This window comes from Vibrio cortegadensis, from assembly GCF_024347395.1.
Classification (GTDB): domain Bacteria; phylum Pseudomonadota; class Gammaproteobacteria; order Enterobacterales; family Vibrionaceae; genus Vibrio; species Vibrio cortegadensis.
The window spans coordinates 1,671,239-1,696,282 of sequence record NZ_AP025472.1 but is presented as its reverse complement, the minus strand read 5'-3'; the positions used below and the strand labels follow the sequence as shown (position 1 = coordinate 1,696,282).

Annotated in this window: 19 protein-coding genes and 1 pseudogene; 13 read left to right on the top strand and 7 right to left on the bottom strand. The window is 41.5% G+C overall.

Features of this window, described 5'->3' with window-relative positions:
* Positions 1-498 (bottom strand): tripartite tricarboxylate transporter TctB family protein, encoded by a 498-nt coding sequence (locus tag OCV39_RS08095; protein WP_017052666.1) that lies wholly within the window; start codon positions 496-498, stop codon positions 1-3.
* Positions 499-733: 235 nt separating this feature from the next.
* On the bottom strand, positions 734-1,705 hold the full coding sequence (locus OCV39_RS08090; RefSeq protein WP_017052665.1) for a tripartite tricarboxylate transporter substrate binding protein: 972 nt from the start codon (positions 1,703-1,705) through the stop codon (positions 734-736).
* Between the two features lie 338 nt (positions 1,706-2,043).
* Between OCV39_RS08090 and OCV39_RS08085 the strand changes: the two genes are divergently transcribed.
* From OCV39_RS08085 to OCV39_RS08035, 11 genes are all read left to right on the top strand, one after another.
* Complete coding sequence (locus tag OCV39_RS08085) at positions 2,044-5,274, top strand: HD domain-containing phosphohydrolase (RefSeq protein WP_261888245.1); 3,231 nt, start codon at positions 2,044-2,046, stop codon at positions 5,272-5,274.
* Positions 5,275-5,344: 70 nt separating this feature from the next.
* Positions 5,345-5,947: a LysE family translocator gene (locus OCV39_RS08080; RefSeq protein ID WP_171756517.1), complete on the top strand. Its 603-nt coding sequence runs from the start codon at positions 5,345-5,347 to the stop codon at positions 5,945-5,947.
* Positions 5,948-6,005: 58 nt separating this feature from the next.
* Positions 6,006-6,833, top strand: a complete 828-nt coding sequence (locus OCV39_RS08075) for a helix-turn-helix transcriptional regulator (RefSeq protein ID WP_261888244.1) — start codon at positions 6,006-6,008, stop codon at positions 6,831-6,833.
* 137 nt (positions 6,834-6,970) lie between these two features.
* Complete coding sequence (locus OCV39_RS08070; protein ID WP_029203382.1) at positions 6,971-7,681, top strand: GntR family transcriptional regulator; 711 nt, start codon at positions 6,971-6,973, stop codon at positions 7,679-7,681.
* Entirely contained in the window at positions 7,678-8,580 is a 903-nt protein-coding gene (prpB, locus tag OCV39_RS08065; RefSeq protein ID WP_017052660.1) for a methylisocitrate lyase, read from the top strand. The genes OCV39_RS08070 and prpB overlap by 4 nt, the downstream gene beginning before the upstream one ends.
* Before the next feature lie 207 nt (positions 8,581-8,787).
* Positions 8,788-9,936 carry a bifunctional 2-methylcitrate synthase/citrate synthase gene (gene prpC / locus OCV39_RS08060; protein ID WP_261888243.1) on the top strand — a complete coding sequence of 383 codons (1,149 nt, stop codon included), beginning with the start codon at positions 8,788-8,790 and terminating at the stop codon, positions 9,934-9,936.
* A 29-nt stretch (positions 9,937-9,965) separates the two neighbouring features.
* A complete protein-coding gene (gene acnD / locus OCV39_RS08055) occupies positions 9,966-12,575 on the top strand; it encodes a Fe/S-dependent 2-methylisocitrate dehydratase AcnD (protein WP_390903214.1) in 2,610 nt (869 codons plus the stop codon).
* A gap of 10 nt (positions 12,576-12,585) precedes the next feature.
* A complete protein-coding gene (gene prpF, locus OCV39_RS08050; RefSeq protein ID WP_261888241.1) occupies positions 12,586-13,818 on the top strand; it encodes a 2-methylaconitate cis-trans isomerase PrpF in 1,233 nt (410 codons plus the stop codon).
* A 29-nt stretch (positions 13,819-13,847) separates the two neighbouring features.
* Entirely contained in the window at positions 13,848-15,728 is a 1,881-nt protein-coding gene (locus tag OCV39_RS08045) for a propionyl-CoA synthetase (protein ID WP_261888240.1), read from the top strand.
* Positions 15,729-15,878: 150 nt separating this feature from the next.
* Positions 15,879-16,376, top strand: coding sequence for a GNAT family N-acetyltransferase (locus tag OCV39_RS08040; protein ID WP_261888239.1), 498 nt, complete (start codon positions 15,879-15,881; stop codon positions 16,374-16,376).
* 46 nt (positions 16,377-16,422) lie between these two features.
* Entirely contained in the window at positions 16,423-17,892 is a 1,470-nt protein-coding gene (locus OCV39_RS08035; protein WP_261888238.1) for a phosphatase PAP2 family protein, read from the top strand.
* 97 nt (positions 17,893-17,989) lie between these two features.
* Here OCV39_RS08035 and OCV39_RS08030 read toward each other — a convergent pair whose 3' ends face one another.
* Positions 17,990-18,799, bottom strand: coding sequence for a Cof-type HAD-IIB family hydrolase (locus tag OCV39_RS08030; protein ID WP_261888237.1), 810 nt, complete (start codon positions 18,797-18,799; stop codon positions 17,990-17,992).
* A 167-nt stretch (positions 18,800-18,966) separates the two neighbouring features.
* Here OCV39_RS08030 and queE point away from each other — a divergent pair, with 167 nt between their 5' ends.
* Both queE and queC read left to right on the top strand, forming a co-directional pair.
* On the top strand, positions 18,967-19,635 hold the full coding sequence (queE, locus tag OCV39_RS08025; RefSeq protein ID WP_136993869.1) for a 7-carboxy-7-deazaguanine synthase QueE: 669 nt from the start codon (positions 18,967-18,969) through the stop codon (positions 19,633-19,635).
* Between the two features lie 49 nt (positions 19,636-19,684).
* Positions 19,685-20,386: pseudogene (queC, locus tag OCV39_RS08020) on the top strand (7-cyano-7-deazaguanine synthase QueC); the annotation flags it as partial.
* Here the strand turns inward: queC and OCV39_RS08015 are convergent.
* The 4 genes from OCV39_RS08015 to OCV39_RS08000 all read right to left on the bottom strand — a co-directional run bounded on the left by OCV39_RS08015 (position 20,343) and on the right by OCV39_RS08000 (position 24,943).
* The gene (locus OCV39_RS08015) at positions 20,343-22,313 is read right to left on the bottom strand and encodes a GGDEF domain-containing protein (protein WP_261888236.1); all 1,971 of its coding nucleotides are present in this window, start codon (positions 22,311-22,313) and stop codon (positions 20,343-20,345) included. The pseudogene queC and the gene OCV39_RS08015 sit on opposite strands and share 44 nt — an antisense overlap.
* Before the next feature lie 225 nt (positions 22,314-22,538).
* Positions 22,539-22,889, bottom strand: a complete 351-nt coding sequence (locus OCV39_RS08010; RefSeq protein ID WP_017052648.1) for a DUF2750 domain-containing protein — start codon at positions 22,887-22,889, stop codon at positions 22,539-22,541.
* Between the two features lie 139 nt (positions 22,890-23,028).
* Positions 23,029-23,640 carry an OmpA family protein gene (locus OCV39_RS08005; RefSeq protein WP_017052647.1) on the bottom strand — a complete coding sequence of 204 codons (612 nt, stop codon included), beginning with the start codon at positions 23,638-23,640 and terminating at the stop codon, positions 23,029-23,031.
* Between the two features lies 1 nt (position 23,641).
* A complete protein-coding gene (locus OCV39_RS08000; RefSeq protein ID WP_017052646.1) occupies positions 23,642-24,943 on the bottom strand; it encodes a TolC family outer membrane protein in 1,302 nt (433 codons plus the stop codon).
* Positions 24,944-25,044 lie beyond the last annotated feature (101 nt).

Here is a 25,044-nt window from a genome sequence, read left to right as displayed (position 1 = left end):
TTACCAAAGGGTGAAGATAAGACCGGGCTCAAGGTAGATGTCTAATCCTTGAGTTAAAAGAAGATAAAACCCGATAACAAATGGGAATGAAGCCCCTAATAGAATCGATTTACGGCGTTCGCCTAGTAGGTAAAACCCTGCGAGTAAGAACAAACTGGTTGCTAATACAAAACCGACGTATGTTAGGCCAAGGCCATATAGCGCCATTAGTGCCAGGAAGGAGAGTAATAGCTTCCAATTGAAGCCAAGGATCGCGCCGCTTTGTTTGTCAGGTTTCCCCATGATAAGAAGAAGGAGTGATAAGCCACTTCCTGCTATCGTGAGTAATATTGGTAATGTTCTTGCGGTAAACGGTTCGTATTCATCACCTGGAAACAAAGGGATCAGAGTCGTTTGATAGCCATAGCATAGACAGGTAATTAAGAAAATGAGTGCACCAACACGATCTCTGCACAGAAGGTATTCGCGACTAAAAAATTTGGTTGGCAAATCCGACATATCCAACTCCATTTGTGGTTCATAAAAGAAAAAACGTATACAAGCGAGTCAATAAATCACTAACTAAGCGTCATCCGATTGCTGCTAGTCAAACGGGTTCGCAATAAACAAAGGAGTTTGGGTAAACACTTGTATACGTGAAACAGGGTAGGGTCGATAGATTGCCCCAAAGGTTATTGATGTCATCAAGGTGGCATCAATAACCTATATTTCTATATTGATGACCTCAAGAACACTACTTCAAGAAGCCGAGTTCGCGCATCAATGTACCCATCTGCTTCTCTTGCTGCTCTAAGAATGTGTAGAAGTCTTTGTCTGCTTTGTAGTTGTCGATCCACCCATTTCGGTCTCGAACCACTGCCCATTCATCGGTTTTGTACATTTTCGATAACGCTTGGTTCCATTCATCTATTTTTGCTTGGCTAGTGCCGGGAGCGGCGAAGAATCCACGCCAGTTCGCAAATACCGTTTCATTGCCATACTCAACGAGAGTTGGAATGTCTGGCGCGGCTGCAAGTCGTTTCGGAGCGGTAACGGCTAAGATTTTCACTTGGCCTGATTTAGACATTTCAAGCACTTCACCTAAACCCGTAGATAGAAGTTGAGTTTCACCAGAGAGGAGTGCAGCCATTGCCTTGCCACCAGCATCGTATGCAATATAACGAACTTTCTTAGCATCGAAACCTTCACCTTTAAACGCGGCGGCTACGACAAGATGATCCATACTGCCGCGAGCTGATCCTCCGGCAATTTTTACTTTACGTGGGTTGGCTTTGAAATCGGCCACCACCTCTTCCCAAGAGTTGTATTTAGAATCAGTCGAAGTCACGATTGCTCCGTAATCGGCAATAGTGGCGGCAACTGGAGTAAGGTCTCTGAATGATTGAGGGAAAATACCAGTAAGAGAGCGCACAACAATCGGTGTTGAGTTCACCATCAAAGTATCTTCTTGACGTTTGGCGGTTTCAATTAAGTGTGCGATGGCTTTACCGCCACCACCGCCAGATAGGTTTTGAAAGGAGACATTTTCAACGATATCGGACTTTACGAGTACATCACCAGTACCACGAGCCGTCATATCCCAACCGCCACCCGCTCCGCCAGGGATTAAGAAATGTATTTTTTCTACGTCTGCTGCAAGAGCACTGAAAGATAAGCTTGCGGTGATTATCGTTGCCGCTAGAGTCGGTTTTAATACCTTAAACATGTTTCACGTTCCTTATGTCGGCGCATTGAATTTGAATCAATCCATGCTTTTTATAATATGTTCACCACAAGAAAGAGCCATTCGATGTGGATATAGTAAAGTTAATGGCTTGTTATGAAATTGTCGTTATAACGATGATAAAAAGAATAAAGGGCATAAAGGGAGTTTTGGTCATAAAGTTCATGAGTTGCTGATAATTAATAATTTGCGAGCAGTAACATAAAGTTACGGATTATTTGCGTGGATTCTCACAAATAAGAGAATCACTGTTGCATATGTGTTATGTTGCTATTAGTTGTGTTGCCAATTTGGATACTATTAAGCAAGGATTGCAAATAATGGGCTCAAGAAAGGTAGGAAACAGAAGAATAACCATCCGAGTGACCGTCGTTGGGATGTTTTTAATCGCAACACTGATCACTGCACTCATCGCAATTAGTTTACAGTACCGTTTTAGTAAGCAGATGGCAGCAGAAAACGCAGTCACAGAATATCGGGGTGTCTCTGAGCAGATCAGCAGTTACATCAAAAGATTAGATAGAGAAGCGACTTATACGGCAGAACTGCTCGGTAAGATCATGAACGAATCTGAATATAATCAGTCGTTCGAAAAGACACGGTCTATTTTTGCGCAGGCAATGAATAAAAACCCTCTGTTCTATAGCCTCTATGTCGGGTATGACAACGAGAATTTTTATCAGCTAATCAATTTAAATTCCGCTCCGATCGTTCGAGAACGAATCCGCGCAATTTCAAGTGATCGCTGGGTTCTAATTAAAATCTCTAATATTGGTAACCAACGAATAAAAGAGACGCTTTATTATGACGCCAATTTCAACATAAGGCATACGAAATCCGAAAAGAGTAATTATTATCCTACTCAAAGGCCATGGTACTCCGCCCAAGGAAAAATAGAGGTAGATAAAACCTTACCTTATCTTTTTCAGCATCTAAAAATACCAGGGCAGACTTACTCAATTGGTATCCCTGAATCGAAAGCGGTACTGGGGATTGATATCGTTCTATCATCGGTAGAGTCTGAACTGGCAAAGTCTTCAATAGTAAAACGTAATTCTCAGCATTTGACTGAGGGTGAATTGGTCAATGAACGTGATTCATCGACAATACTAGAAGCTTATATCTATCGTAAAAATGGAGAGGTAATCGCTTCTAATCAATCCTCTTCTCAGCACGTTATTTTGCCACCATCCAAAATATTACCTCTCACCGCGAAACAGCAATCCATTATCGCGGACGCACGTTCATTCAAAGTATCTAATCAAAATGATTGGGCACCTATGGATTTTTCATTGGCAGGCCAGCCACAAGGGTACAGCGTGGATACTTTGGGGCTAGTGTCTGAAATGACAGGGTTAAGGTTTGAATTCATAAACGGTTTTTCATGGAATGAACTGCTTGCTAAGTATCAAAGCAATGAGCTGGATATGCTGCATTCCCTTCAAAATAATAAAATGAATCAAACATTGGGTGTCTTTAGCCAACCGATGTATGAGCTGTCATTTGGAATTGTCACTAACACTGGAGTGGATGATATAAAAACGCTCACAGAGTTGAATGGAAAGCGATTAGCAATTTTAGACGGTTGGTCTGTTATTCCACAAATAAAGAAACAATTTCCTTCCATCCAATTACAAGTTTATCCAAGTGTTCGACAAGCGATTGAAGCCGTAAAAAGTGGTGATGCCGACGCTGTTATTGATTCCCAAGTAATTTTATCGCAAGTGACTCAGCAGTATTTCATCGAAGAGCTACAGGCTCACAATAATATCGTGGAGTTTCAGTATGGCTTCTCTGATGAGTTTCATTTAGTGATGAAAGAGCCGGACCATGAAATTGTGAATATCATTAATCAGGCTCTTGCGAATATCACTCCGGAACAGAAGGAAGCATTAAAGCTGAAATGGTTAAGCGGGCCTGAAACGAGATCACCAAAGCAATCAGATCTTGTTGTGCCTTATGCTGAGCTTATGGAAATAGCCGATCAACCAACACAGCAGCATAAGTTAGTTTTGAAAGATATTGCTGGTGAAAGTAAATATATTTTTGTGAGTGATGTTGGTGTTGATGTGGGCTCTGAAGAGTACTTTGCGGTAGTGATCCCACAGACGGTTATTTATTCGGTAGCCAAAAGTAAGGTTGTTACTTCTGTTTTGTTAACTGCGGGATTTTTATCTCTCTTTCTACCGCTGTCGTGGTTTTTTGGTTCACCCATCGTCAAACCGATTGCGCGGCTTCGAGAGCAGAGTGCCAAAATTAAGAATCGTCAATATGATGATGTGCAGCTTGTGGAAACTCAAGTCAAAGAGTTGTGGGAGTTGTCCGTTTCGATTAAAGAGATGTCGTGTGAACTTAAACGACATGAGGAGGCTCAAGAAGAGTTCGTCGAATCTTTCATCCGCCTCATCGCACAAGCGATCGATGACAAGTCACCTTATACCGCAGGGCATTGTAATCGAGTGCCTGAACTTGGAATTATGCTCTCGGAAGCGGCTGAAAAGTCAGAGTCTGGCCCATTTAAGAGCTTTGCGTTTGCGAATGATGATGAACGACGAGAATTTAGAATTGCTGCTTGGTTGCATGACTGCGGTAAAATCACCACTCCCGAACATATCGTAGACAAAGGCACTAAGTTAGAAGCGAGTTATAATCGAATTCATGAAGTAAGAATGCGATTTGAAGTACTATGGCGGGACGCTGAAATTGAAACCTTAAAACAATTGGCGTTGGAACCACATAATCATGAAATTTTGATGCAGAAATTGAAGCGAGATCAGCAGCAGTTGGTGGATGATTTTGCGTTTGTAGCATCAGCCAATGTGGGTTCAGAGTTTATGAATGATGAGAGCATCGAACGTATTCATGATTTAGCAAGTAAGACTTGGACTCGCTATTTTGATGATCGCCTAGGATTATCACCCATCGAAGAGCTAACCTGTGAAGGTGAAGCGAGCCCGCTCCCTGTGACCGAAACTCTGCTTGCCGATAAAGCGGAACACATTATCAAGCGTAGCCAGAATGTAGAATTTGATCCACAGTTCAATATAAAAATGGATGTGCCTGAACATCAATACAACTTGGGTGAGATCTACAATTTGACCGTAAAAAGGGGCACTTTAACCGCTGAAGACAGATTTAAGATAAATGAGCATATGATCAGCACAATTAAAATGCTGGAGAATCTGCCATTCCCTCCAGAACTTGCTCGTGTGCCTCGTTATGCTTCAACGCACCATGAGACGTTAAAAGGAACAGGGTATCCAAGAAGACTCACGGGCGACCAGTTATCTGTGCCTGAACGTATTTTGGTTATCGCGGATATATTTGAAGCATTAACCGCAGCAGACAGGCCATATAAAAAGGCGAAACCAATCAGCGTTGCCGTCAATATTATGTATAAGATGGCTCTTGATGATCACTTAGATATTGAGCTATTCAGGCTGTTTCTTGCTAGTGGTACTTACCTTCGTTATGCGAAAGAGTATTTACGACCAGAACAAATTGATCACGTTGATATCAGCCAATATTTGGATGATGAGTTAGCCGCATAGCAATTTTGTTCAATATTTATGGATACATTCAGCCTAGGCTGTCGGTACCACACATTCACTGAATTTAATTATGTTCACTGTTTTTATTTCAATGGCGCTTTTTGCCTTAGTGGGTTCCATTTCTCCGGGCCCGGTTAATGTCATTGCAACCAGTACGGCTGCTAATTATGGGATCAAACGAGCCATGCCTTATGTCATGGGCGCGACGATCTCATACACTTTAATTGTATTTCTTGCTGGCATTTTACTTGAAAGTTTAACGACGTTTGTTCCTCAAATTTCTGGAGGAATGCGTATTGTCGGTGGGCTATTTCTGATCTATATGGCAATTAAAATCGCGACGGCTGAACCTAACGTAGGAAGTAAAGAAGAGAGGCTGTCTGCACCTAGCTTATTTGATGGCGCAATCTCTCAGGGAGTAAACCCGAAGGCGTGGATGGTATCGATGTCAGGGGTCAGCTTATATGTGATTGGTCAGGGAAGCAGTGGTTATTATCTATCAATATTCTGCCTGTTCTCTTTTGTGATTTGCTTTATTGGGGTTTCAATATGGGCGGTTGCCGGGAGTGTAATAGGACAGTATTTGCAATCACAACGTAGACAGGTGATATTTAACTTGATTATGGCTATGTTGCTTATTGGTTCGGTTCTATCCATGTGGCTTGCCGATTAAGAGCAGGGCTGTTAAAAAGCACTTTGAAATAGCATGATTTTACCAAGGAGGGTGAGTTGTGAAACAAGATAATTCCGTATTCTTTAAGCGAAGCGACTTGCTGCCCTTTGTTGAGATGCGAAAAGCGACCCGATCAACGGCTTGTTATCATCAACATTCACATGATGAGTTTTCGTTTGGGATCATTGATCAGGGAAACGCATTATATAGAAACCGACAGACAAACCATTCGATCAGTCAAGGGGACACCGTCACCATTAATCCGAGTGATGTGCACAGTTGTAACCCAGCGAAGGGAAAGTGGTCGTATAGAATGCTGTTCATTGACGCCCATTGGATGGGGGAGATTCAATCTCAGCTGTTCAAACATAACCGCATTGATTATCACCCTTTTGAGCGTCAATATGAAACATCAGAACTTTTTTATCAGAGTTTTAATCACCTGTTTCAATCATTGAACCAAAATTATGAGCCATTAACGTGTGAAGTGCAGTTGGTCGACTTTTTAGAACTATGCTTCAATGCGCAAAATTCAATGGATAGTCTGCAACAGAACCAAATCTATCGCCCTTGCTCTAATATGCGCCGTATAAAAGAGATGCTACTAGATCAAATCGGTGAACAATTGAGTTTAGAAGCGTTAGTTTCTGAAGTTGGTATCAGTCAATATCATCTTATTCGTCGTTTTAGGCACTACTTTGGTATGTCACCCCATGCGTACTTGTTGGATGCTCGAATTAAAAAATCCAAACAAATGTTACGAACAGGTTGTAAAATTGTCGACATATCAAATAGTCTTGGATTTTCAGATCAAGCTCATTTTCAGCGTAACTTTAAAAAAAGAATTGCTGTTACACCAAAGCGTTACCAGTCATATTTCCTTTAATACTCTAATGTCCCCTAAAATTCACCCTTCTAGACCTTAGTCTAAATTGTCGACAATTCACTTGATTGTCGACACTTTGATCGTCTATTTTATATTCAGGTTAACAAATTGTTGACAACTTATCTCGCGGACGAGTGATGAATATGAACATAGCAATGCAGCCAAAAATCAAAGCAACAAGTAAAGAGAATACTAAGTCTGAAAACCTGACTGAATACTTGATTGATGCCATCGTTGAAGGTGACATTGCACCCGGCAGTAAAATCTCTGAACCTGAACTGGCTAAACGATTTGAGGTAAGCCGCGGCCCATTACGAGAAGCAATCATGCGTGTCGAAGGGCTAGGCTTGATTGAACGAATTCCTCACATTGGCGCACGTGTCATCAGCTTTTCTACTGAACACCTTTTAGAGCTTTATTCTGTACGAGAAGCACTTGAAGGTATGGCGGCACGATTGGCTGCTCGCCATATTACGGCAGAAGAAATACGTAGTTTAGAAGCGGTACTGTCGACACATTCAGAACATATCGATCAAGTTGAAGGGGCGTCTTACTTTCATCAACATGGTGACTTTGATTTCCATTATCAAATTATTAAAGCGAGCCGCAATAAAAAGCTAGTGTCGTTGCTGTGCGACGAGCTATATCACCTCTTGCGTATGTACCGCTACCAATCACCCAGATCTCATTCACGGCCAGAAGAGGCGCTGGATGAGCACAAATATATTCTTCAAGCGATAACAAACCGAGATGAAGAGTTAGCCGAAATGCTAATGAGAAGACACATCTCAGGCAGCCGTCGTTTGATAGAGCAGCAGTTAGACAATGAACAGGGAGAAGAAAAATGAGCTTAAGTCCAGGCGCTAAATTTCGACAGGCTGTAGAGCAAAACGAGCCATTGCAGATTGTCGGAACCGTGAATCCGTATTGTGCAATGATGGCGAAAAATGTGGGTCATCAAGCGATTTATCTATCCGGTGGGGGAATCGCCAATGCTTCATACGGATTACCTGATTTGGGTATTACAACATTGAATGATGTGCTGGTGGATGTAGAGCGTATTACTAATGCATGTGATTTGCCACTGCTGGTGGATATCGATACTGGGTTTGGGGGCGCATTTAATATTGCTCGTACTGTCAAAGCGATGGAAAAAGCAGGCGCAGCGGCCATTCATATGGAAGATCAGGTTGCTCAGAAGCGTTGTGGCCATCGTCCAAATAAAGCCATTGTCAGCAAACAAGAGATGGTTGACCGAGTTAAGGCGGCAGCGGACGCAAGAGTGAATCCAGAATTTGTGATTATGGCGCGAACTGATGCGCTTGCCGTTGAAGGTATTGATAGTGCGATTGAACGAGCGATTGCTTGTGTTCACGCTGGTGCCGACATGATCTTCCCTGAAGCGATGACTACTTTAGAGCAGTATGAGGTTTTCTCTCAAGCTCTGAAATCAGCGTGTGGCAAACATGTCCCAATTCTTGCCAATATCACTGAGTTCGGGCAAACCCCTCTCTACGGATGCGACGACTTGGCGAAGTCGAATGTCGATATGGTCCTTTATCCGTTAAGTGCGTTTAGGGCGATGAATAAAGCCGCTGAAATGGTTTACTCACACTTACTTGAGGTCGGCAATCAAGAGGCACTATTAGACTCAATGCAGACTCGAAAAGAGCTATACCAACACCTTAACTATCATGATTATGAAGACAAATTAGATAAGCTTTTTAACGAGCAATCTGATGTGTAATTAACGAATTCGTCAATATTAACTTAATCCAATAACGTAAGAAGTGTGGTCTCAGAGACTGAAAATAGCCCTTAACTATTGGTCGATATAAACCAGTACATTCGTTAGGAAGTCGATGTATTTGGTTCACTATCACGCACTATAAGATGCCGTGATAAGCACCATAGTATAGAAAAAGGCTGAGATCCCGCTGAAAAGGAGTTCACAATGTCAGCAACAACAATCGATAAAAAACCAGCAATTGGTGGTGCAGGATTGCGCGGCCAAAGCGCAGGAACCACGTCATTATGTACCGTAGGGAAGTCAGGAACAGGGCTGACTTATCGTGGCTATGACATTACCGACTTAGCCAATAACGCACAATTTGAAGAAGTCGCTCATCTATTATTGAGAGGCCACCTACCGAATCAGACCGAATTGGATCTCTACAAATCTCGATTAGTCAGTTTACGAGGTTTACCGCAAGAATTGAAAGCCGCCTTGGAGCTGATCCCTGCGGATGCGCACCCTATGGATGTGATGCGAACGGGTTGTTCAATGCTAGGTAACTTAGAGCAGGAACAAGATTTTTCTGAGCAAGAACAAGCGACGGAACGCATGTTGGCTCTATTTCCAGCCATGATCTGCTACTGGTATCGTTTTAGCCATGATGGTGTGCGCATCGATACAGAAGATCAAAGTGAAACATGCACAGGTGGCTATTTCTTAAAAATGCTGACCGATAAAGCACCCACTGAATTGCACAAAAAAGTGATGCATTGTTCGTTGATTTTATACGCAGAGCACGAATTCAATGCCTCAACATTTGCTGGCAGAGTCTGCGCTTCAACACTCTCAGATATTCATTCGTGTGTGACGGCAGCAATAGGAACCTTACGTGGTCCATTGCATGGCGGAGCAAACGAAGCAGCAATGGCGATGATCGAGAATTGGAAAACGGCGGATGAGGCAGAATCTAAAATCCTTACGATGCTAGAAAACAAAGACAAAATTATGGGCTTCGGACATGCCGTCTATCGTGAAAGTGACCCACGAAATGCACTCATAAAACGCTGGTCAAAAGAATTGTCGACTGCTGTTGGTGATACACATCTTTATGCGGTTTCTGAGCGCGTAGAAGCCGTGATGAAACGCGAAAAAGGACTGTTTTGTAATGCCGATTTCTTCCACGCTTCCGCTTATCACTTCTTGGATATTCCGACCAAACTATTCACTCCGATTTTTGTTATGAGTCGTTTAACTGGCTGGGCTGCACACATTTACGAGCAGCGAGCGAACAACCGAATTATTCGCCCAAGTGCCGATTACGATGGCCCTGAGCATCAAGATTGGTTGCCAATTGAACTGCGTGACTAACGATAATAATAAAATGCATGGATGGATTTATGAGTGATGTAAATATGAACAGACAATATCGGAAAAAACTAGCGGGTACTTCAGTTGAATATTTCGATACCCGTGAAGCGGTGAATAGCATAGCAGCAGGCGCGTATGACTCTTTGCCTTATACATCAAGAGTGCTTGCCGAGAATTTAGTAAGACGTTGCGAGCCAAGCTCATTAACTGATTCACTAAAACAGATTATTGAGCGTAAAAGTGAATTGGATTTTCCTTGGTATCCTGCGCGAGTAGTGTGCCATGACATCCTTGGTCAGACGGCATTAGTTGATTTGGCTGGTCTACGAGATGCCATTGCGGTTCAAGGTGGCGATCCCGCGAAGGTTAACCCAGTTGTTGAAACTCAATTGATCGTCGATCACTCATTAGCCGTTGAGCACGCAGGCTTTGATAGTGAATCATTTGAAAAGAATCGAGCGATAGAAGATCGTCGAAATGAAGATCGATTCCATTTTATTGAATGGTGTAAAACCGCATTTAAAAATGTCAGTGTCATTCCTGCTGGTAACGGCATCATGCACCAGATTAATTTAGAAAAAATGTCGCCAGTGGTTCAAGTGAAACAAGGTGTCGCATTTCCAGATACTTGTGTCGGAACGGATAGTCATACTCCTCATGTTGATGCCTTGGGTGTGCTTGCTATTGGTGTGGGTGGTTTGGAAGCGGAAACCGTCATGCTTGGTCGTCCGTCCATGATGCGCTTACCTGATATTGTGGGAGTGAAAATAACAGGCCAGCGCCAAGCCGGAATTACTGCGACAGATATTGTATTGGCGATAACGGAGTTTTTAAGAAGTCAGCGAGTGGTGTCGTCATATTTAGAGTTTTTCGGAAGCGGTGTGAAAGACCTCACGATTGGAGATCGAGCCACCATTTCGAACATGACCCCTGAATATGGTGCAACAGCGGGCATGTTCTATATCGATGAACAGACCATCAATTACCTTAAGCTCACAGGGCGAGATGCAGAACAGGTGGCGCTTGTTGAACATTATGCAAAACAAACTGGCTTGTGGGCGGATGACTTAGTTAATGCGGAATATGAACGCGTACTTGAGTTCGATTTGTCTATGGTACAGCGTAATCTTGCTGGGCCATCAAACCCTCATCGTAGGCTTCCTACCGCCGAACTAACAGAGAGAGGGATTGCTGGAGAGTGGCAAGAGCAAGACGGTTCAGACAGTAATAAAACGATGCCTGATGGTGCAGTTATTATTGCGGCTATAACGTCATGCACAAACACCAGTAACCCAAGGAACGTGGTTGCAGCGGCGTTACTGGCGAAAAAAGCGAATCAACTTGGATTGGTGCGTAAGCCGTGGGTGAAAACCTCGTTTGCTCCCGGATCAAAAGTCGCAAAATTGTATTTAGAAGAGGCAGGTTTGTTGCCTGAGCTTGAACAATTAGGTTTTGGCATTGTTGGGTATGCTTGTACTACATGTAACGGCATGAGTGGTGCGCTAGATCCTGTCATCCAGCAAGAAATTATCAATCGTGATCTTTATACCACAGCGGTCTTGTCTGGTAATCGAAACTTTGATGGGCGAATTCATCCTTACGCAAAACAAGCATTTTTGGCGTCACCACCGCTCGTTGTGGCTTATGCGATTGCAGGTACGATACGCTTTGATATCGAAAAAGATGCTTTGGGTGTTGATCACGAAGGCAACGCGATTTATCTCAATGACTTATGGCCAAGTGACGAAGAAATTGATGCGGTAGTGAAGCAGAGTGTTAAGCCTGAGCAATTCCATCAAGTTTATATTCAAATGTTTAAGCTCGATGATGAAGAGAGTAATAGCAACCCACTATATGATTGGAGACCAATGAGTACTTATATTCGTCGCCCACCATATTGGGAAGGTGCATTGGCAGGTGCTCGAACGTTATCAGGAATGAGGCCGCTTGCCGTACTAGGCGATAACATTACCACCGATCATTTGTCTCCATCAAACGCCATTCTTGCTTCCAGTGCCGCCGGAGAATACCTCACAAAAATGGAAGTGCCAGAGGAAGACTTCAACTCCTATGCGACCCACCGTGGTGATCACTTAACTGCTCAACGCGCAACGTTTGCGAATCCAAAACTGTTCAATGAGATGGTTAAAGAGCAGGGAGAAGTGATGCAAGGTTCGATGACCAGAATAGAGCCAGAAGGCAAAGTCAGCCGAATGTGGGAAGCGATAGAGACTTACATGAATCGTAAACAGCCACTCATCATTGTTGCAGGAGCCGATTATGGCCAAGGCTCATCACGAGATTGGGCGGCAAAAGGCGTTCGGTTAGCTGGCGTTGAGGCGATTGCCGCAGAAGGATTTGAACGAATTCACCGTACTAATTTAGTCGGAATGGGGGTCTTGCCTCTCGAATTCAAGGTTGGGACTAATCGTCAAAGTCTGCAACTGGATGGTAGTGAGCTCTATGATGTTATTGGTGACATTGAGCCAGGTGTCGATTTAGCCCTAATCATTACCCGCACTAACGGAGAAAGAGTCGAAGTGCCTGTGACATGTCGATTGGATACCGCCGATGAAGTGAGCGTCTACAACGCTGGCGGTGTATTACAACGTTTCGCGCAAGACTTTTTGGCTCAATAGGGAGAAGGTAATGACTGATTCTAATCTTCAACCTCGAATTATGAGCAAGCCTCAAATTAAAGTGCCTGCCACTTATATGCGCGGAGGAACCAGTAAAGGGGTATTTTTCAATTTAAATGACTTACCTGAATCGGCGCAGGTCGCAGGGAAATCGAGAGATAACTTACTACTACGAGTCATTGGAAGCCCTGATCCTTATGCCAAACAGATTGATGGTATGGGGGGCGCAACGTCGAGTACGAGCAAGACGGTGATCGTGTCTAAAAGTGACAGTCTTGACCATGATGTTGATTATCTTTTTGGGCAAGTTTCAATTGATAAAGCCTTTGTTGATTGGGGAGGAAACTGCGGCAATTTGTCTGCGGCAGTTGGTCCATTTGCTATCCATAGTGGGCTTATTGATCCTGATAGCGTTCCAAATGACGGCATAGTCAGTGTTCGGATTTGGCAAGTTAATATAGAGAAAACCATTATTGTGCATGTGCCTATTTGCAATGGCCAAGTTCAGGAAATGGGCGATTTTTCACTTGATGGAGTTACCTTTCCCGCGGCGGAAATTCAAGTCGACTTTATGGATCCAGCGGACAGTAATGGGTCGATGTTCCCCACTGGCAACTTAATTGATGATCTTAATGTTCCAAACGTTGGCGTATTGAACGCAACATTAATTAATGCGGGCATTCCAACCATCTTCATTGATGCTCACTCAATAGGTTATCAAGGCACTGAGTTGCAAGATGATATCAATAATAACCCTGAAGCCCTGGCTATGTTTGAATTGATTCGATCTCATGGTGCTTTGAAAATGGGCCTAATTGATGATATTGAGCAAGCAAAACTAAGCCAGCATACCCCTAAAGTTGCTTTTGTCTCTGAACCTAAAAATCATCAAACGTCGAGTGGAAAACTCATTGCTGAGAAGGATGTAGACCTATTAGTGAGGGCGCTATCTATGGGCAAGCTGCACCATGCCATGATGGGAACCGCAGCGGTTGCTATTGCCTCTGCGGCTTGTGTTCCCGGTACATTGGTGAATTTGGCTGCCGGAGGTGACGTAAAAGAGTCGGTTACGTTTGGTCATCCCTCTGGTTCGTTAAAAGTTGGGGCAAAAGCGAGTCAAAAGGCACAAAGTTGGATGGTCGAAAAAGCGGTGATGAGCCGCAGTGCCAGAATTCTCATGGAAGGGTGGGTCAGAGTTCCCGCTGACACTTGTGAGCTGAACGACAGCGAAATGGCTGATTAGCGGCTAGGACAAAATTAGGAGAAGGCATCATGTCTGCTTATTTAAATGAATATCAATTTTCACAAAATGAACCTGAGCAATTTTGGCGACAGCAAGCACAGCAACTTTCATGGTTTGAAGCACCAAAAACGATTTTGCAAAATGATCAAAATGGCATTGAAAGATGGTTTCCCGATGGGATTTTAAATACATCTTGGTTGGCGTTAGATTACCACTGCGATCAAGGCCGTGGAGAGCAAACCGCAATTATTTATGATTCTCCGGTCACCAACACCAAGAAAAAATACACCTATCTTGAATTAAGAGATCAAGTTGCAAAAGTGGCTGGAATGCTAGCGGAACAAGGTGTGTCGAAAGGCGATCGCGTTATTATCTATATGCCGATGATCCCAGAAGCCGCAATGGCAATGTTAGCGTGTGCGCGACTTGGTGCGATCCACTCGGTGGTGTTCGGTGGGTTTGCCCCAAATGAGTTAGCCGTTCGAATTGAAGATGCTGAACCTAAAGTGATTATGACGGCATCATGCGGAATAGAAGTAAATAAGGTATTGCCATATAAACCACTAGTTGATCAAGCGATTATGGATAGTCGATGGAAGCCTGAAAAAGTGTTCGTTCATCAAAGACCAGAATGTTTGGCTACATTAGATAATGAACGTGATATCGAATGGAACAGTGCCGCTGCCAGTGCGCTTCCGCATGCATGCGTGCCTCTACTATCAACCGATCCACTCTATATTCTTTATACGTCAGGAACTACAGGGAAACCTAAAGGCGTGGTTCGTGATAATGGTGGACATGCCGTTGCGATGAAATACTCAATGAGCACAATTTACGATATGCCTCAAGATGGTGTTTTCTGGGCTGCATCGGATGTTGGTTGGGTTGTTGGGCACTCCTATATTGTCTACGCTCCCCTTATTCACGGTTGCACGACGGTTTTATTCGAAGGGAAACCTGTGCGAACACCAGATCCAGGTGCATTTTGGCGTGTATGTGAAGAGTATAATGTTCAAGCATTGTTCTCGGCTCCGACAGCATTTAGGGCCATAAAAAAGGAAGACCCTAATGGCGAATTGTTGGCCCAGTATGACTTATCTAAACTTAAAACTATTTTCATGGCAGGGGAACGTTTAGATCCACCAACATTAGAGTGGGTGATTGAGCAAACCGATAAGCCTGTCATCGATCACTGGTGGCAAACTGAAACTGGGTGGGCGATAGCAGGAAACCCAACAGGATTAGAATTAATGCCAGTTAAACCGGGTTCTGCTACAAAACCTATTCCTGGCTATCAAGTGGCAGTATTGAATGAAATTGGCGACCAATTAGCGGCGAATCAGCAAGGCTTTGTGGCATTGAAACGTCCATTACCTCCTGGTTGTTTACCGACGGTTTGGCGTAATCATGACAGATTTGAATCCGGTTATCTGAGTCAGTTCCCTGGTTACTATGTGTCTGGTGATGGCGGTTATTTAGATGAAGATGGTTACCTATTCATCATGGGTCGAATTGATGATGTCATTAACGTAGCAGGCCACAGGCTTTCAACCGGAGAGATGGAAGAAATTGTCGGAGGTCACCCTGCGGTGGCGGAATGTGCGGTTGTTGGCGTACATGATGATTTGAAAGGGCAAATGCCTCTAGGTTTAGTTGTACTGAAAGATGGCGTTAAAATTGATGATTTAGAATTAGAAGGGGAGCTGGTGGGTAAAGTTCGACATGAAATTGGCCCGGTCGCTTGCTTTAAACATGCTCTTGTCGTCGAACGCTTACCGAAGACTCGATCTGGTAAAATTTTACGTCGAGTGATCCGCCAGATTGCGGATGGTGAAAGTTATACAGTGCCATCGACTATTGATGATCCATCAAGCTTAACTGAAATTGAGCAAGCTCTTCATCACGAGTAGTGTTTTGGTCATCAGTGCTGATTAGCCCCTTCAATTGATATTGAAGGGGTTTTTCGTATGTATGATTGTCGATCTTACAAATAGCAATTCCTAAGTTCGTCAGGTAATCTTCATTCAAACTACTTATATACGTCAATTCATAGGTCATTAATGCACAGTATTGAAATTAGAGCAGCAGTTGTCACGGATCTGGATGATTTGAATGATTTAATGTTTGATTTACATGATCACCATCATCAAGCATGTCCTGAACATTTTAAAACGGCTGAAGATATTGAGCAGGAAAAAAGTATTGCTCGATATCTCGATGACCCAGAATGTGTAGTGTATGTGGCAAAGCAAGGTGATGAAATTATTGGATTTATCACCGGGCATTTTTGTGAATTAGTCTCTACGGTCAGTAAACCTGTTCCAATGGGAAGTGTTGACGAACTGTATGTTGTTCCCGAATTTAGACAATTACAAATAGCGCAGAAATTGTTTGAACATATTGAAGTCATTTTTGAACAATATGGTGTAAAACAGATGTTCGTTGAGGTTTGGGAATTTAACCAATCAGCCCAACATTTTTATCAGAAAATGGGATTCACTCATCATATTCAGTGGATGCGTAAAGCGATAGGTAAATCGACACAGAAGAAAACGTAGAATAGAGATACACTACCACTGCATTACTAATTCAAGGATTTTTATCGTGTCTCAGCGATCGACTCAATGGCTTCATTTTACCCTTCTGTTTAGCATCACCTTTATTTCGATTATCGGCCTCAGCTATTCATTTCCTTCTCATGCTCAAAGCACAGCGCTACCGGATAATATTCGAGGTGCTTTATGCTTAGTTCGGGCTGATGAACAAATTGTATTAGTCAATGAGAAAATTACAGGTAAGTTTTCTCTTCCTGGCGGTGGGATATCACCACATGAGCCCGCAAGCGCTGCCGCTGAACGTGAAGCATGGGAAGAGACGGGTTTAGTGGTAACGGCAAAGAGCGTCATTGGATACACTGATACGGCGGTTATCTTTGATTGTGTATCTGATTCTGAACTGGTGGCTTATGAGTTCCAGAATCGGGAAGGTGGGTATGTCTTGCCTATTTGGTTTGCTCCACACTATGGCGTAGAGACGAACTCTGCGATGTTGATTGACCCGAATCGAGTGAATGCTTCGCAGTATCGATACCCAGAACAATGGAATGCCATTCGCAAAATATTCGCCATCGCAAGCGAGCAACCGGCATTATATTTAGAAGATTTGATTAATGCTGCTCCGGTCTTTCATCAGCGCGAAATCGAGCTGATCCAAAAAATACAAAATTCAATTTCGTCGCTGCCGGAACCGTTATCTAATATTATTGGATCTATTATTATTACGGGAGATATATTTGGTCAATCTTGGCTGATATTGATCCTATTTCCGCTCTTGTTTTCTTGTGTGAAAAAACAGGCGGCTATAAAGGTAATGTTTGTTTTTGTTTGTACTTCATTGTTGGCTCTCGTCGCTAGACAGGGTTTCTCTTTGCCTGCTCCTTATGCCTATTTCCCGGAGTTACAACGCTTACCTGATGTTGGATTAAGTTTTCCTAATATCGCGATTACATTGTGGGTGAGCTGTTCGTTAGTGTTAATGTCGAGTCTAAAATGGCTAGATTGGAACAAATTTTCAGCATTAATTTTTACGATAGGAGTGTGGTTTGGCTTATCACAGCTTTGTGCGGGGGTTACTTACTTTTCAGACATTGTTGCTGGCGCTATTTTAGGTGTTCTCATTGCTTGGCATGTTGAACGTTTGGAAAGAAAGCCTGAGATTGACTTAGGAAAGCTACTCTCTTCAAAAGGTTTATGGTGTGGGATGGCACTGATTTGCCTAATATTAATGATGATTTGGCCTCAACCAATATTTACTCAATGGCTAAGTTTGATCATCTTGATTGCTGTCGTGTTTTCACTGCCAAGTAATATGTTTAAATTTGAAGACCGCTCATTGATTCCTCTGATTGGTTCTATTGGCGTGATGATTATCAGTATTTTCTTACTTAATTATCTAAAAGATCAATTAAGCTTCAGCAGTATTTATGTATTGATTATTGAGAGTATTCGTTTTCCAACGATGATTGTGATTTGGTTACTGTTCTACCTTAGTCGATTTAGCATGAAGCGGGAGTAGGTAGAATCGATTGGCATACTACTTGTTGTTTCAATATAAAGCCCGTTAATAATTTAACGGACTCAATAGAAAATCTAAATCTTTTAAAATAAGCTAATTATGCATTTAAAATAAACTTGTCGATTGCAGCCGCAACACCATGCTCATCGTTACTCAATGTTATGTAATCAGCAATAGCTTTAGTTTCATCCATTGCGTTTTCCATCGCGATGCTTAAACCTGCGAACTCAAGCATGTGGTGGTCATTCTCAGCATCACCCATACATATCACTTCTTCAGCTTTGATGTCTAAATACTCTGCAATGGCTTTGATGCCAACACCTTTATTACTCATCGGATTTAAAAATTCCAAGAAAAAAGGTGCACTTTGCACAATAGTAAATTGATCATAAAGCGCTTTTGGTAGCTTTTTAATAGTCTCTGTCAGGATTGCTGGATCCGCAACAATCATAGTCTTGACGATTGGGTGATCATCTTCTAAGTCGTCGAAATTGAATTCAGTTAAAGACAAGCCGTTGATAGATGCTTCAAGTTCTGTGTATTGGCTTGCTTTAGGCGTGATTAAACCGTGGACCTGGCTGAATGCATGCACATTAACATTTAGTTCTTGCGCGAGTTTTGCAATCTGTTTTGCGGCTTTTCCATCCACGATATGGTTATGGATAATTTCGTTGGTGCCAACATTCTTTACCATCGAACCATTGTAGAAAAGGACGAAATCTTTATCAGATGTAAGAGATAACTCTTCTAGTTTACTTTTCATACCTTCAAGTGGACGACCTGAAGCGAGTACAACAGTGACGCCTAATTCTTTAGCTTTAGCTATCGCTAATTTATTTTCGGTGGATATCTCTTTTTGGCTATTGAGTAGGGTGCCATCCATATCGAGTGCAACGAGCTTGTACATTACTTACCTAAAAATGAAAGAAAAAAGCAGAATATTGAAGATTGAGTTGAGTTACCAGAAAATTCAGCCTTATAAGTGAAAAAAATGGCGTTAAATTTGACGCAGAAGGATGAGTGATTTACTGTCTTTGCCTCGAAATTTTGATTGTTGGTTATGTTGAGGCTCCGTTGTATAAAATTAATGAAATGTTCGAAACAATCCAAGGTGAAGGTGTATTCACAGGTGTACCTGCCGTGTTTGTACGTTTGCAAGAATGCCCCGTAGGTTGTGCTTGGTGTGATACAAAGCAAACTTGGGACGCAACGCCTCAAGATGAGCGTCCACTTGCCGAAGTATTAGCGAAAACATCAGACAGCCCTACGTGGTGCTCTGTTTCTGCTGCCGATATAGTGAATCAGTATCAAGCCTCAGGCTTTACAGCGAAACACATTGTGATTACGGGAGGTGAGCCATGCATCTATGATCTTATCCCGTTAACAGAAGCTTTTGAAGTTTTGGGCTGTGAGTGTCAAATTGAAACAAGTGGTACATCAGAAGTGAAAGTGACACCAAATACTTGGGTTACAGTGTCACCAAAAGTAGCTATGAAAGGTAAGCTTCCGATTTTGAAAAGTGCATTTCTACGTGCAAATGAAATTAAACACCCAGTCGGAACCCAGAAGGATATCGACCACCTTGATGACTTGATTGAAACATTTGGAACCGCAGATAAGGCGATAGTTGCACTCCAACCAATAAGTCAAAAGGATCGCGCAACTCAGTTATGCATTGAAACTTGTGTTGCAAGAAATTGGCGATTATCGATTCAAACTCATAAATATTTAAGTATCGCGTAATCCATTCTGTTAAAGGTATAGAGCTACCTTTAATGTTTTAAGTAGGTTTAAGATGAAAAAAGCAGTCGTTGTATTTAGTGGCGGTCAAGATTCCACTACGTGTTTGGTTCAAGCTCTTAAAGAGTTTGATGAAGTTCATGCTATTACGTTCGATTACGGTCAGCGACATAAGCTGGAAATAGAAGTGGCGAAAAATCTCGCAAGTGAGCTAGGCGTAACGGCACATAAAGTGATGGATGTTGGTCTATTAAATGAACTCGCAATAAGCTCTTTGACTCGAGATGATATCGAAGTGTCTCACGAACTGCAGGATAATGGTTTACCGAACTCTTTCGTACCAGGGCGCAATATTCTATTTTTAACGTTGGCTGGGATCTATGCCTATCAAATTGGCGCACAAAGTGTCATCACTGGTGTTTGCGAAACTGATTTTTCAGGATACCCGGATTGCCGTGATGAATTTGTGAAGTCGATGAATACTGCTTTAGTGCAGGGAATGGATCGTCAATTTGAAATTTTAACGCCTCTAATGTGGTTAAATAAGGCGGAGACTTGGGCTTTAGCCGATCAGTACGATGCTCTAGAGTTGGTGAGATCGAAAACGTTGACATGCTATAACGGAATTATTGGTGACGGGTGTGGTGATTGCCCTTCATGTGAATTACGTAAAATTGGTTTGAATGATTACCAAGCCAACAGCCAAACGGTCATGAGTGAGTTGAAGAATAAACAACGCTTGGCAAATCAATAGGATCGTTGTAAGCGTCAATAATACAATCTCGACCATTCTGCTTTGCTTGATATAGCGCTTGGTCGAGAATGGAATACAAATCGTCAAAGTCATGTAATGATTTCGATGTTGCAAGATATGAAAAGCTTGCAGTGATTTTAAGAGTTTGATTAGATTCAGAAATAAATGACTTCATTGAAATGGCTTGATGGAGGCTTTCTACACGGTATTTTACATCTAACTCGTCGACATCTCTTAATAAGATAATAAACTCCTCACCACCTAATCGTCCAAAGATGTCATATTTACCAAGTTTAGATGAAATTGTATTTGTTACATGTTTCAATGCTAGATCACCAGTAGGGTGACCATGCCCGTCATTGATTGATTTGAAATTGTCTAGATCCAATAAAATTAAAATAGAGTTGAATTCAGAATTATTATTGTGAGGTTGAGCCTTGATAGTTGATATTGAAGCTGCGCGATTTAAAATACCAGTTAAACTATCAACTTGTGCATTTCGTTTTGTTTTTCGATTTAGATAAATGAAAATCAAAATAATAATAAACAAAGAAAAAACGATAAAATTGTAAGCCACGCTTTGTCGTTGCATAGTTTCAATTTGTAACGCTTGATATCGGTTTAGATTAAATAACTCTGAACGCTTGTATTCTTGCTCAAAATTTGTTTTTGTTAAATCAAGAGCTTCAATGGCTTTTCTATTATCTATATCTCGGTTAGCAAGCTCGATATTAGAATAAGTCTGATAATACTCATACGCCGTTTTATACGAGTTAGAAGCTGCATAAATTTTTGATAAAATAAATAATGAGCTTGATTGATATTGAGAGTCATGAATTAATTTAGAGATACTAAGTGCATTTTTTGCGTAGTTTGAAGCTGGAATATAAAGCGTACGTTGATAGTAAGACTCAGCTAATGCCAGATAAATTTTCGCTTTCATTTTCTGGTTTTCAAGATCTTCGGCAAATTCAAGCCCTTTAGTTAGATATGAATCGCCTAATTGATGATTTCCTTTCCCAATATAGGCATCGCCAATCCCAATATAAGTCAGTCCTAGTCCGTAGCTATTGCTCTCAGATTTTAGAATTGTCAATGCAGACTTAAAATACTTTAAACTTAAGTCGAACTGTTTTTTTTCTAAGTACAGGCTCGCGAGGCTATGTTGAACTTGAGCTAATTTCATTGAATTACTTGATTTTAGTCGAAGGTTTAACGCTTGAAGTAAATAAGTCTCAGACTGTTGAAAGCGACCTATGACTTTGAGTAGGTTTCCAATATCGTTGTATATAGCTGATATATCACCGTGATTTGGAAATACTTCTAATAGGTGTAGATAAGCCGCAAGAGCATTATTATGCTCACCACGAAAGAACTGATTGTTCGCAATTACTCGTAGTGCCAAATGTAATGGGAGTATGGATTTTGAATTGTCATTGACATGTGTTTGGAGGGCCGAGCAATAATAATTCGCTTTATAGTATTGAGCTTGATGATTTAATACTTTACACAAGTGATATTCAAAAATCATTTTCCCGTTTATGTCATTCTTTTTTTTCATAATATCGAGTAAAGATAGGTAATGCTCACTCGCTTTTATAAAATTACCATTGCTTTCATCATTTAGAGCATGAACATATGATTGTTCCATTTCACTATATTCAGGTTGATTTTTAATTAATCGACCAAAATACGGCTGATGATAACGGTTCATGAAGTCATAGATTAAAGAGCTGACATAAAGTTTTTCCGCACCTGGAGATAATGAATTATATCTCTCTTCAAGCATACTAAGCGCATTGTCTTTATTATCACGAAGGTTGTATTCGTAAATTAAATTCCACTCTTGATTATTGTTTACTTGGTGAGAAAATGAGCTGGCGCTGTAAACGAAAACAATAATCGTGATTAAACTACGAATAAACATAATAAACCTTAAAGTGATCTAACGACGTATTTTAAAAACGAATACAAAATAGAACAACAAATTATTATCTGAGTCTAAAGAAGTGTGAGATAGATACTGTTTATTGCCTAAATTATTGATTCAAATAACTTTATATTTAGGTGGGGTGAACCATCGAAGGGACAATTTGAATAGAGGCATAGGGTGAGAACCTCTATTCAGGATTACTTTTATTCAGATGTTGAACTAAAGGTATAGTTTCGCCATCTCAGATGGTTCAAGTTCTTTGCCATCTAAAGTACTATTCCAGTTAGTACCAATCAAAACGCCATCTTCAGCTAAAGTTAAAAGCCAATCTTCAACAAAAATATCTAATGGAATTTCTAAGATTTCAAAGTCAGCCCACTCTTCTACATTATGAGCTTGAGCATCTTCTTTTGATGACCAAAAAGGCATAACTTCGCTATTTTCAAATTCTGTAGAGTCGCATGCTAACCAGCCTTCATCATTTTTAAGGCCCCAAACTAGTTGGTTTGCTTTGGTTTCAGCAACAAAAAGGTCTAAGTTTGCTTGGATGTCTGCAGTCAATTTGCTCATTGTATATTTCTCGGTAGATAAGACGCGGTTAGATTACCATTTTTTGTAAAAGATGCACGAAATATTCAGTTGAGAGGATGGTTATAAAAGGAAAAGGGACATATAGCCCCTAATCTCAAGTGATAACTTTAAAGTTAAGTTACTTACCTATTTTAGTGAATATAGTCCACTCTTCTTTAACTTCACCTTTATGACCAACAACGGTGGCAACAACTTTTCTGTTTAACGCATGGCTAACTTGATCTGTCCCTTGTTCTGAAAGGTTATGATCACCAAAGCCAACATTGCGAATACGAGTTTGGCTAATACCGTAACTGATGATCATCGACTCAACGTTTTCTGCTCGTCTTTTCGATAACTTCATATTCGCTTGTGGGTTACCCACTTTGCTTGCGAAGCCTTGGAGTTCGATAGACGTTGAAGGGTACTGCTTTAAAAAATCGGCCATTTGACGGATTTGACCACGAAAAACGGGATTGATTTCAGTTGAATTATTAGCAAACAATATTCGAAGCTTCATCTGTTCTGAGGTTTTAATATAAGTACCACAGCCGTCATTATCAATTTCAGCTTTGCTTGGCGTTCCTGGGCATAAATCTCGATCGTTGATCACTCCATCACGATCATCATCAAGTAAATCGGCTATTTGTTCAGCTTCTGGTGTCGCCCGATAGTCATATTCGTCTTGAGAAAACGAAGCAGTCGCATGAGTCAGAAGACAAAATGCCAGTGGTAGTAATGCGATTTTCATATTAATAGTCCACCTTTTTTGCCCACTCTTTAGGAATATCCACTCGCAACGAAGATAACAAATTACCCGTAGCATTCAGAACTCGATATTTAGCGTATTGCTCTGCAAACTTTGCATCAACATAGCCTTTTCGGGCCTCAAATAATTCATTTTCAGTGTTGAGTAAATCGAGCAATGTTCGCTTGCCGATTCTGTATTGTTTATTATATGCGATGACAGTGTCTGAAGCGGAGTCTACATGATCGGATAAGAACTCTTTCTGCTGTACGGTTAAGTCGAGTGCGCTCCAAGATAATCTTAATCCCTCTTCAACACTTCGGTAAGCTCTATCTCGTAAATCCTTTGCTTTATTCAGTTGATAAGCAGCGCTATCAGTACGAGCGGAATCCGACCCACCATTGTATAAGTTGTACTTCATTCTTAGCATGGCTGAAAATTCATCACTGCTCCCTTCAATACCGCCAGCGTCATCACGCCAAGTTTGAGCCGCTTCAAAAGAGAGTGTTGGGTAATTTCGGCCTTTCGTTTGATCATATTGAAATTTGGCAGAATCAACATCGGTCATTGATATTTTAATGACAGGGTGGTTGGTAAATGCTGCTTCTATTGCGCTGTCTACTGTTAGAGGTAATGTACTTTGATCCGCTCTTGGAAAAATTAAGCCTTGTGGTGTTTGCCCAACAATGCGCTTAAATTGGGTATGTACATCAAAAAGATTGTTTTGCGCAGCAAGAAGATTGCCATGGGCTTTAGCAATACGAGCTTCTACTTGAGAAAGGTCAGCTGTAGAGCCAATGCCTGATTCTGCTCGTCGCTTGATATCTTTGTATATCTCTTTATGAACCGCCAAATTACTTTCCGATAAACTGAGTATTTCAAAGGCTTTAACTGAATCTAGGTAGATCTTTGTCACCTCCAATGCAGTGTCTTGTGCATCAGAAAGAAGTTGATATCGGACAGATTCTGCATCTGCAGCTGTACGATCCATATCATTAAGCGTTGATGAACCATCCCATATCAGCTGAGTTAAAGTAATTGTTGCTTCTTTTCTGGTTAATTCATCTTCGGTACCGGACGCTAAATCTACAGCTTCATATCCAATTCCTGCATCTAAATCGATACTCGGACGATATGCCCCTCCAGAAGCTTCATTTTGATACCGCTTACTTACGTATTCGTTAAATGCGCTTTTAATTTCTGGGTTAGTAGCAAGAGTGATCGATACTGCTTGTTCAAGGGTTTGGCTAGCAGCAGGAGAACTTATGATTACAGCGGCACATAACATTTTAATCCGAGTGCTCATTAATGAGATGCTCCATGAATTATTGTTGATAAATATAATACTAGGGTATTAGGCGTCTTAATAATGAGAATAAAGACCAAACGCCAATAAAGTAACACTAT

Coding starts and splice junctions, on each gene's coding strand:
- OCV39_RS08095 (WP_017052666.1), bottom strand. CDS start 498: ATGTCGGATTTGCCAACCAAATTTTTTAGTCGCGAATACCTTCTGTGC.
- OCV39_RS08090 (WP_017052665.1), bottom strand. CDS start 1,705: ATGTTTAAGGTATTAAAACCGACTCTAGCGGCAACGATAATCACCGCA.
- OCV39_RS08085 (WP_261888245.1), top strand. CDS start 2,044: ATGGGCTCAAGAAAGGTAGGAAACAGAAGAATAACCATCCGAGTGACC.
- OCV39_RS08080 (WP_171756517.1), top strand. CDS start 5,345: ATGTTCACTGTTTTTATTTCAATGGCGCTTTTTGCCTTAGTGGGTTCC.
- OCV39_RS08070 (WP_029203382.1), top strand. CDS start 6,971: ATGAATATGAACATAGCAATGCAGCCAAAAATCAAAGCAACAAGTAAA.
- prpB (WP_017052660.1), top strand. CDS start 7,678: ATGAGCTTAAGTCCAGGCGCTAAATTTCGACAGGCTGTAGAGCAAAAC.
- prpC (WP_261888243.1), top strand. CDS start 8,788: ATGTCAGCAACAACAATCGATAAAAAACCAGCAATTGGTGGTGCAGGA.
- acnD (WP_390903214.1), top strand. CDS start 9,966: ATGAGTGATGTAAATATGAACAGACAATATCGGAAAAAACTAGCGGGT.
- prpF (WP_261888241.1), top strand. CDS start 12,586: ATGACTGATTCTAATCTTCAACCTCGAATTATGAGCAAGCCTCAAATT.
- OCV39_RS08045 (WP_261888240.1), top strand. CDS start 13,848: ATGTCTGCTTATTTAAATGAATATCAATTTTCACAAAATGAACCTGAG.
- OCV39_RS08040 (WP_261888239.1), top strand. CDS start 15,879: ATGCACAGTATTGAAATTAGAGCAGCAGTTGTCACGGATCTGGATGAT.
- OCV39_RS08030 (WP_261888237.1), bottom strand. CDS start 18,799: ATGTACAAGCTCGTTGCACTCGATATGGATGGCACCCTACTCAATAGC.
- OCV39_RS08015 (WP_261888236.1), bottom strand. CDS start 22,313: ATGTTTATTCGTAGTTTAATCACGATTATTGTTTTCGTTTACAGCGCC.
- OCV39_RS08010 (WP_017052648.1), bottom strand. CDS start 22,889: ATGAGCAAATTGACTGCAGACATCCAAGCAAACTTAGACCTTTTTGTT.
- OCV39_RS08005 (WP_017052647.1), bottom strand. CDS start 23,640: ATGAAAATCGCATTACTACCACTGGCATTTTGTCTTCTGACTCATGCG.
- OCV39_RS08000 (WP_017052646.1), bottom strand. CDS start 24,943: ATGAGCACTCGGATTAAAATGTTATGTGCCGCTGTAATCATAAGTTCT.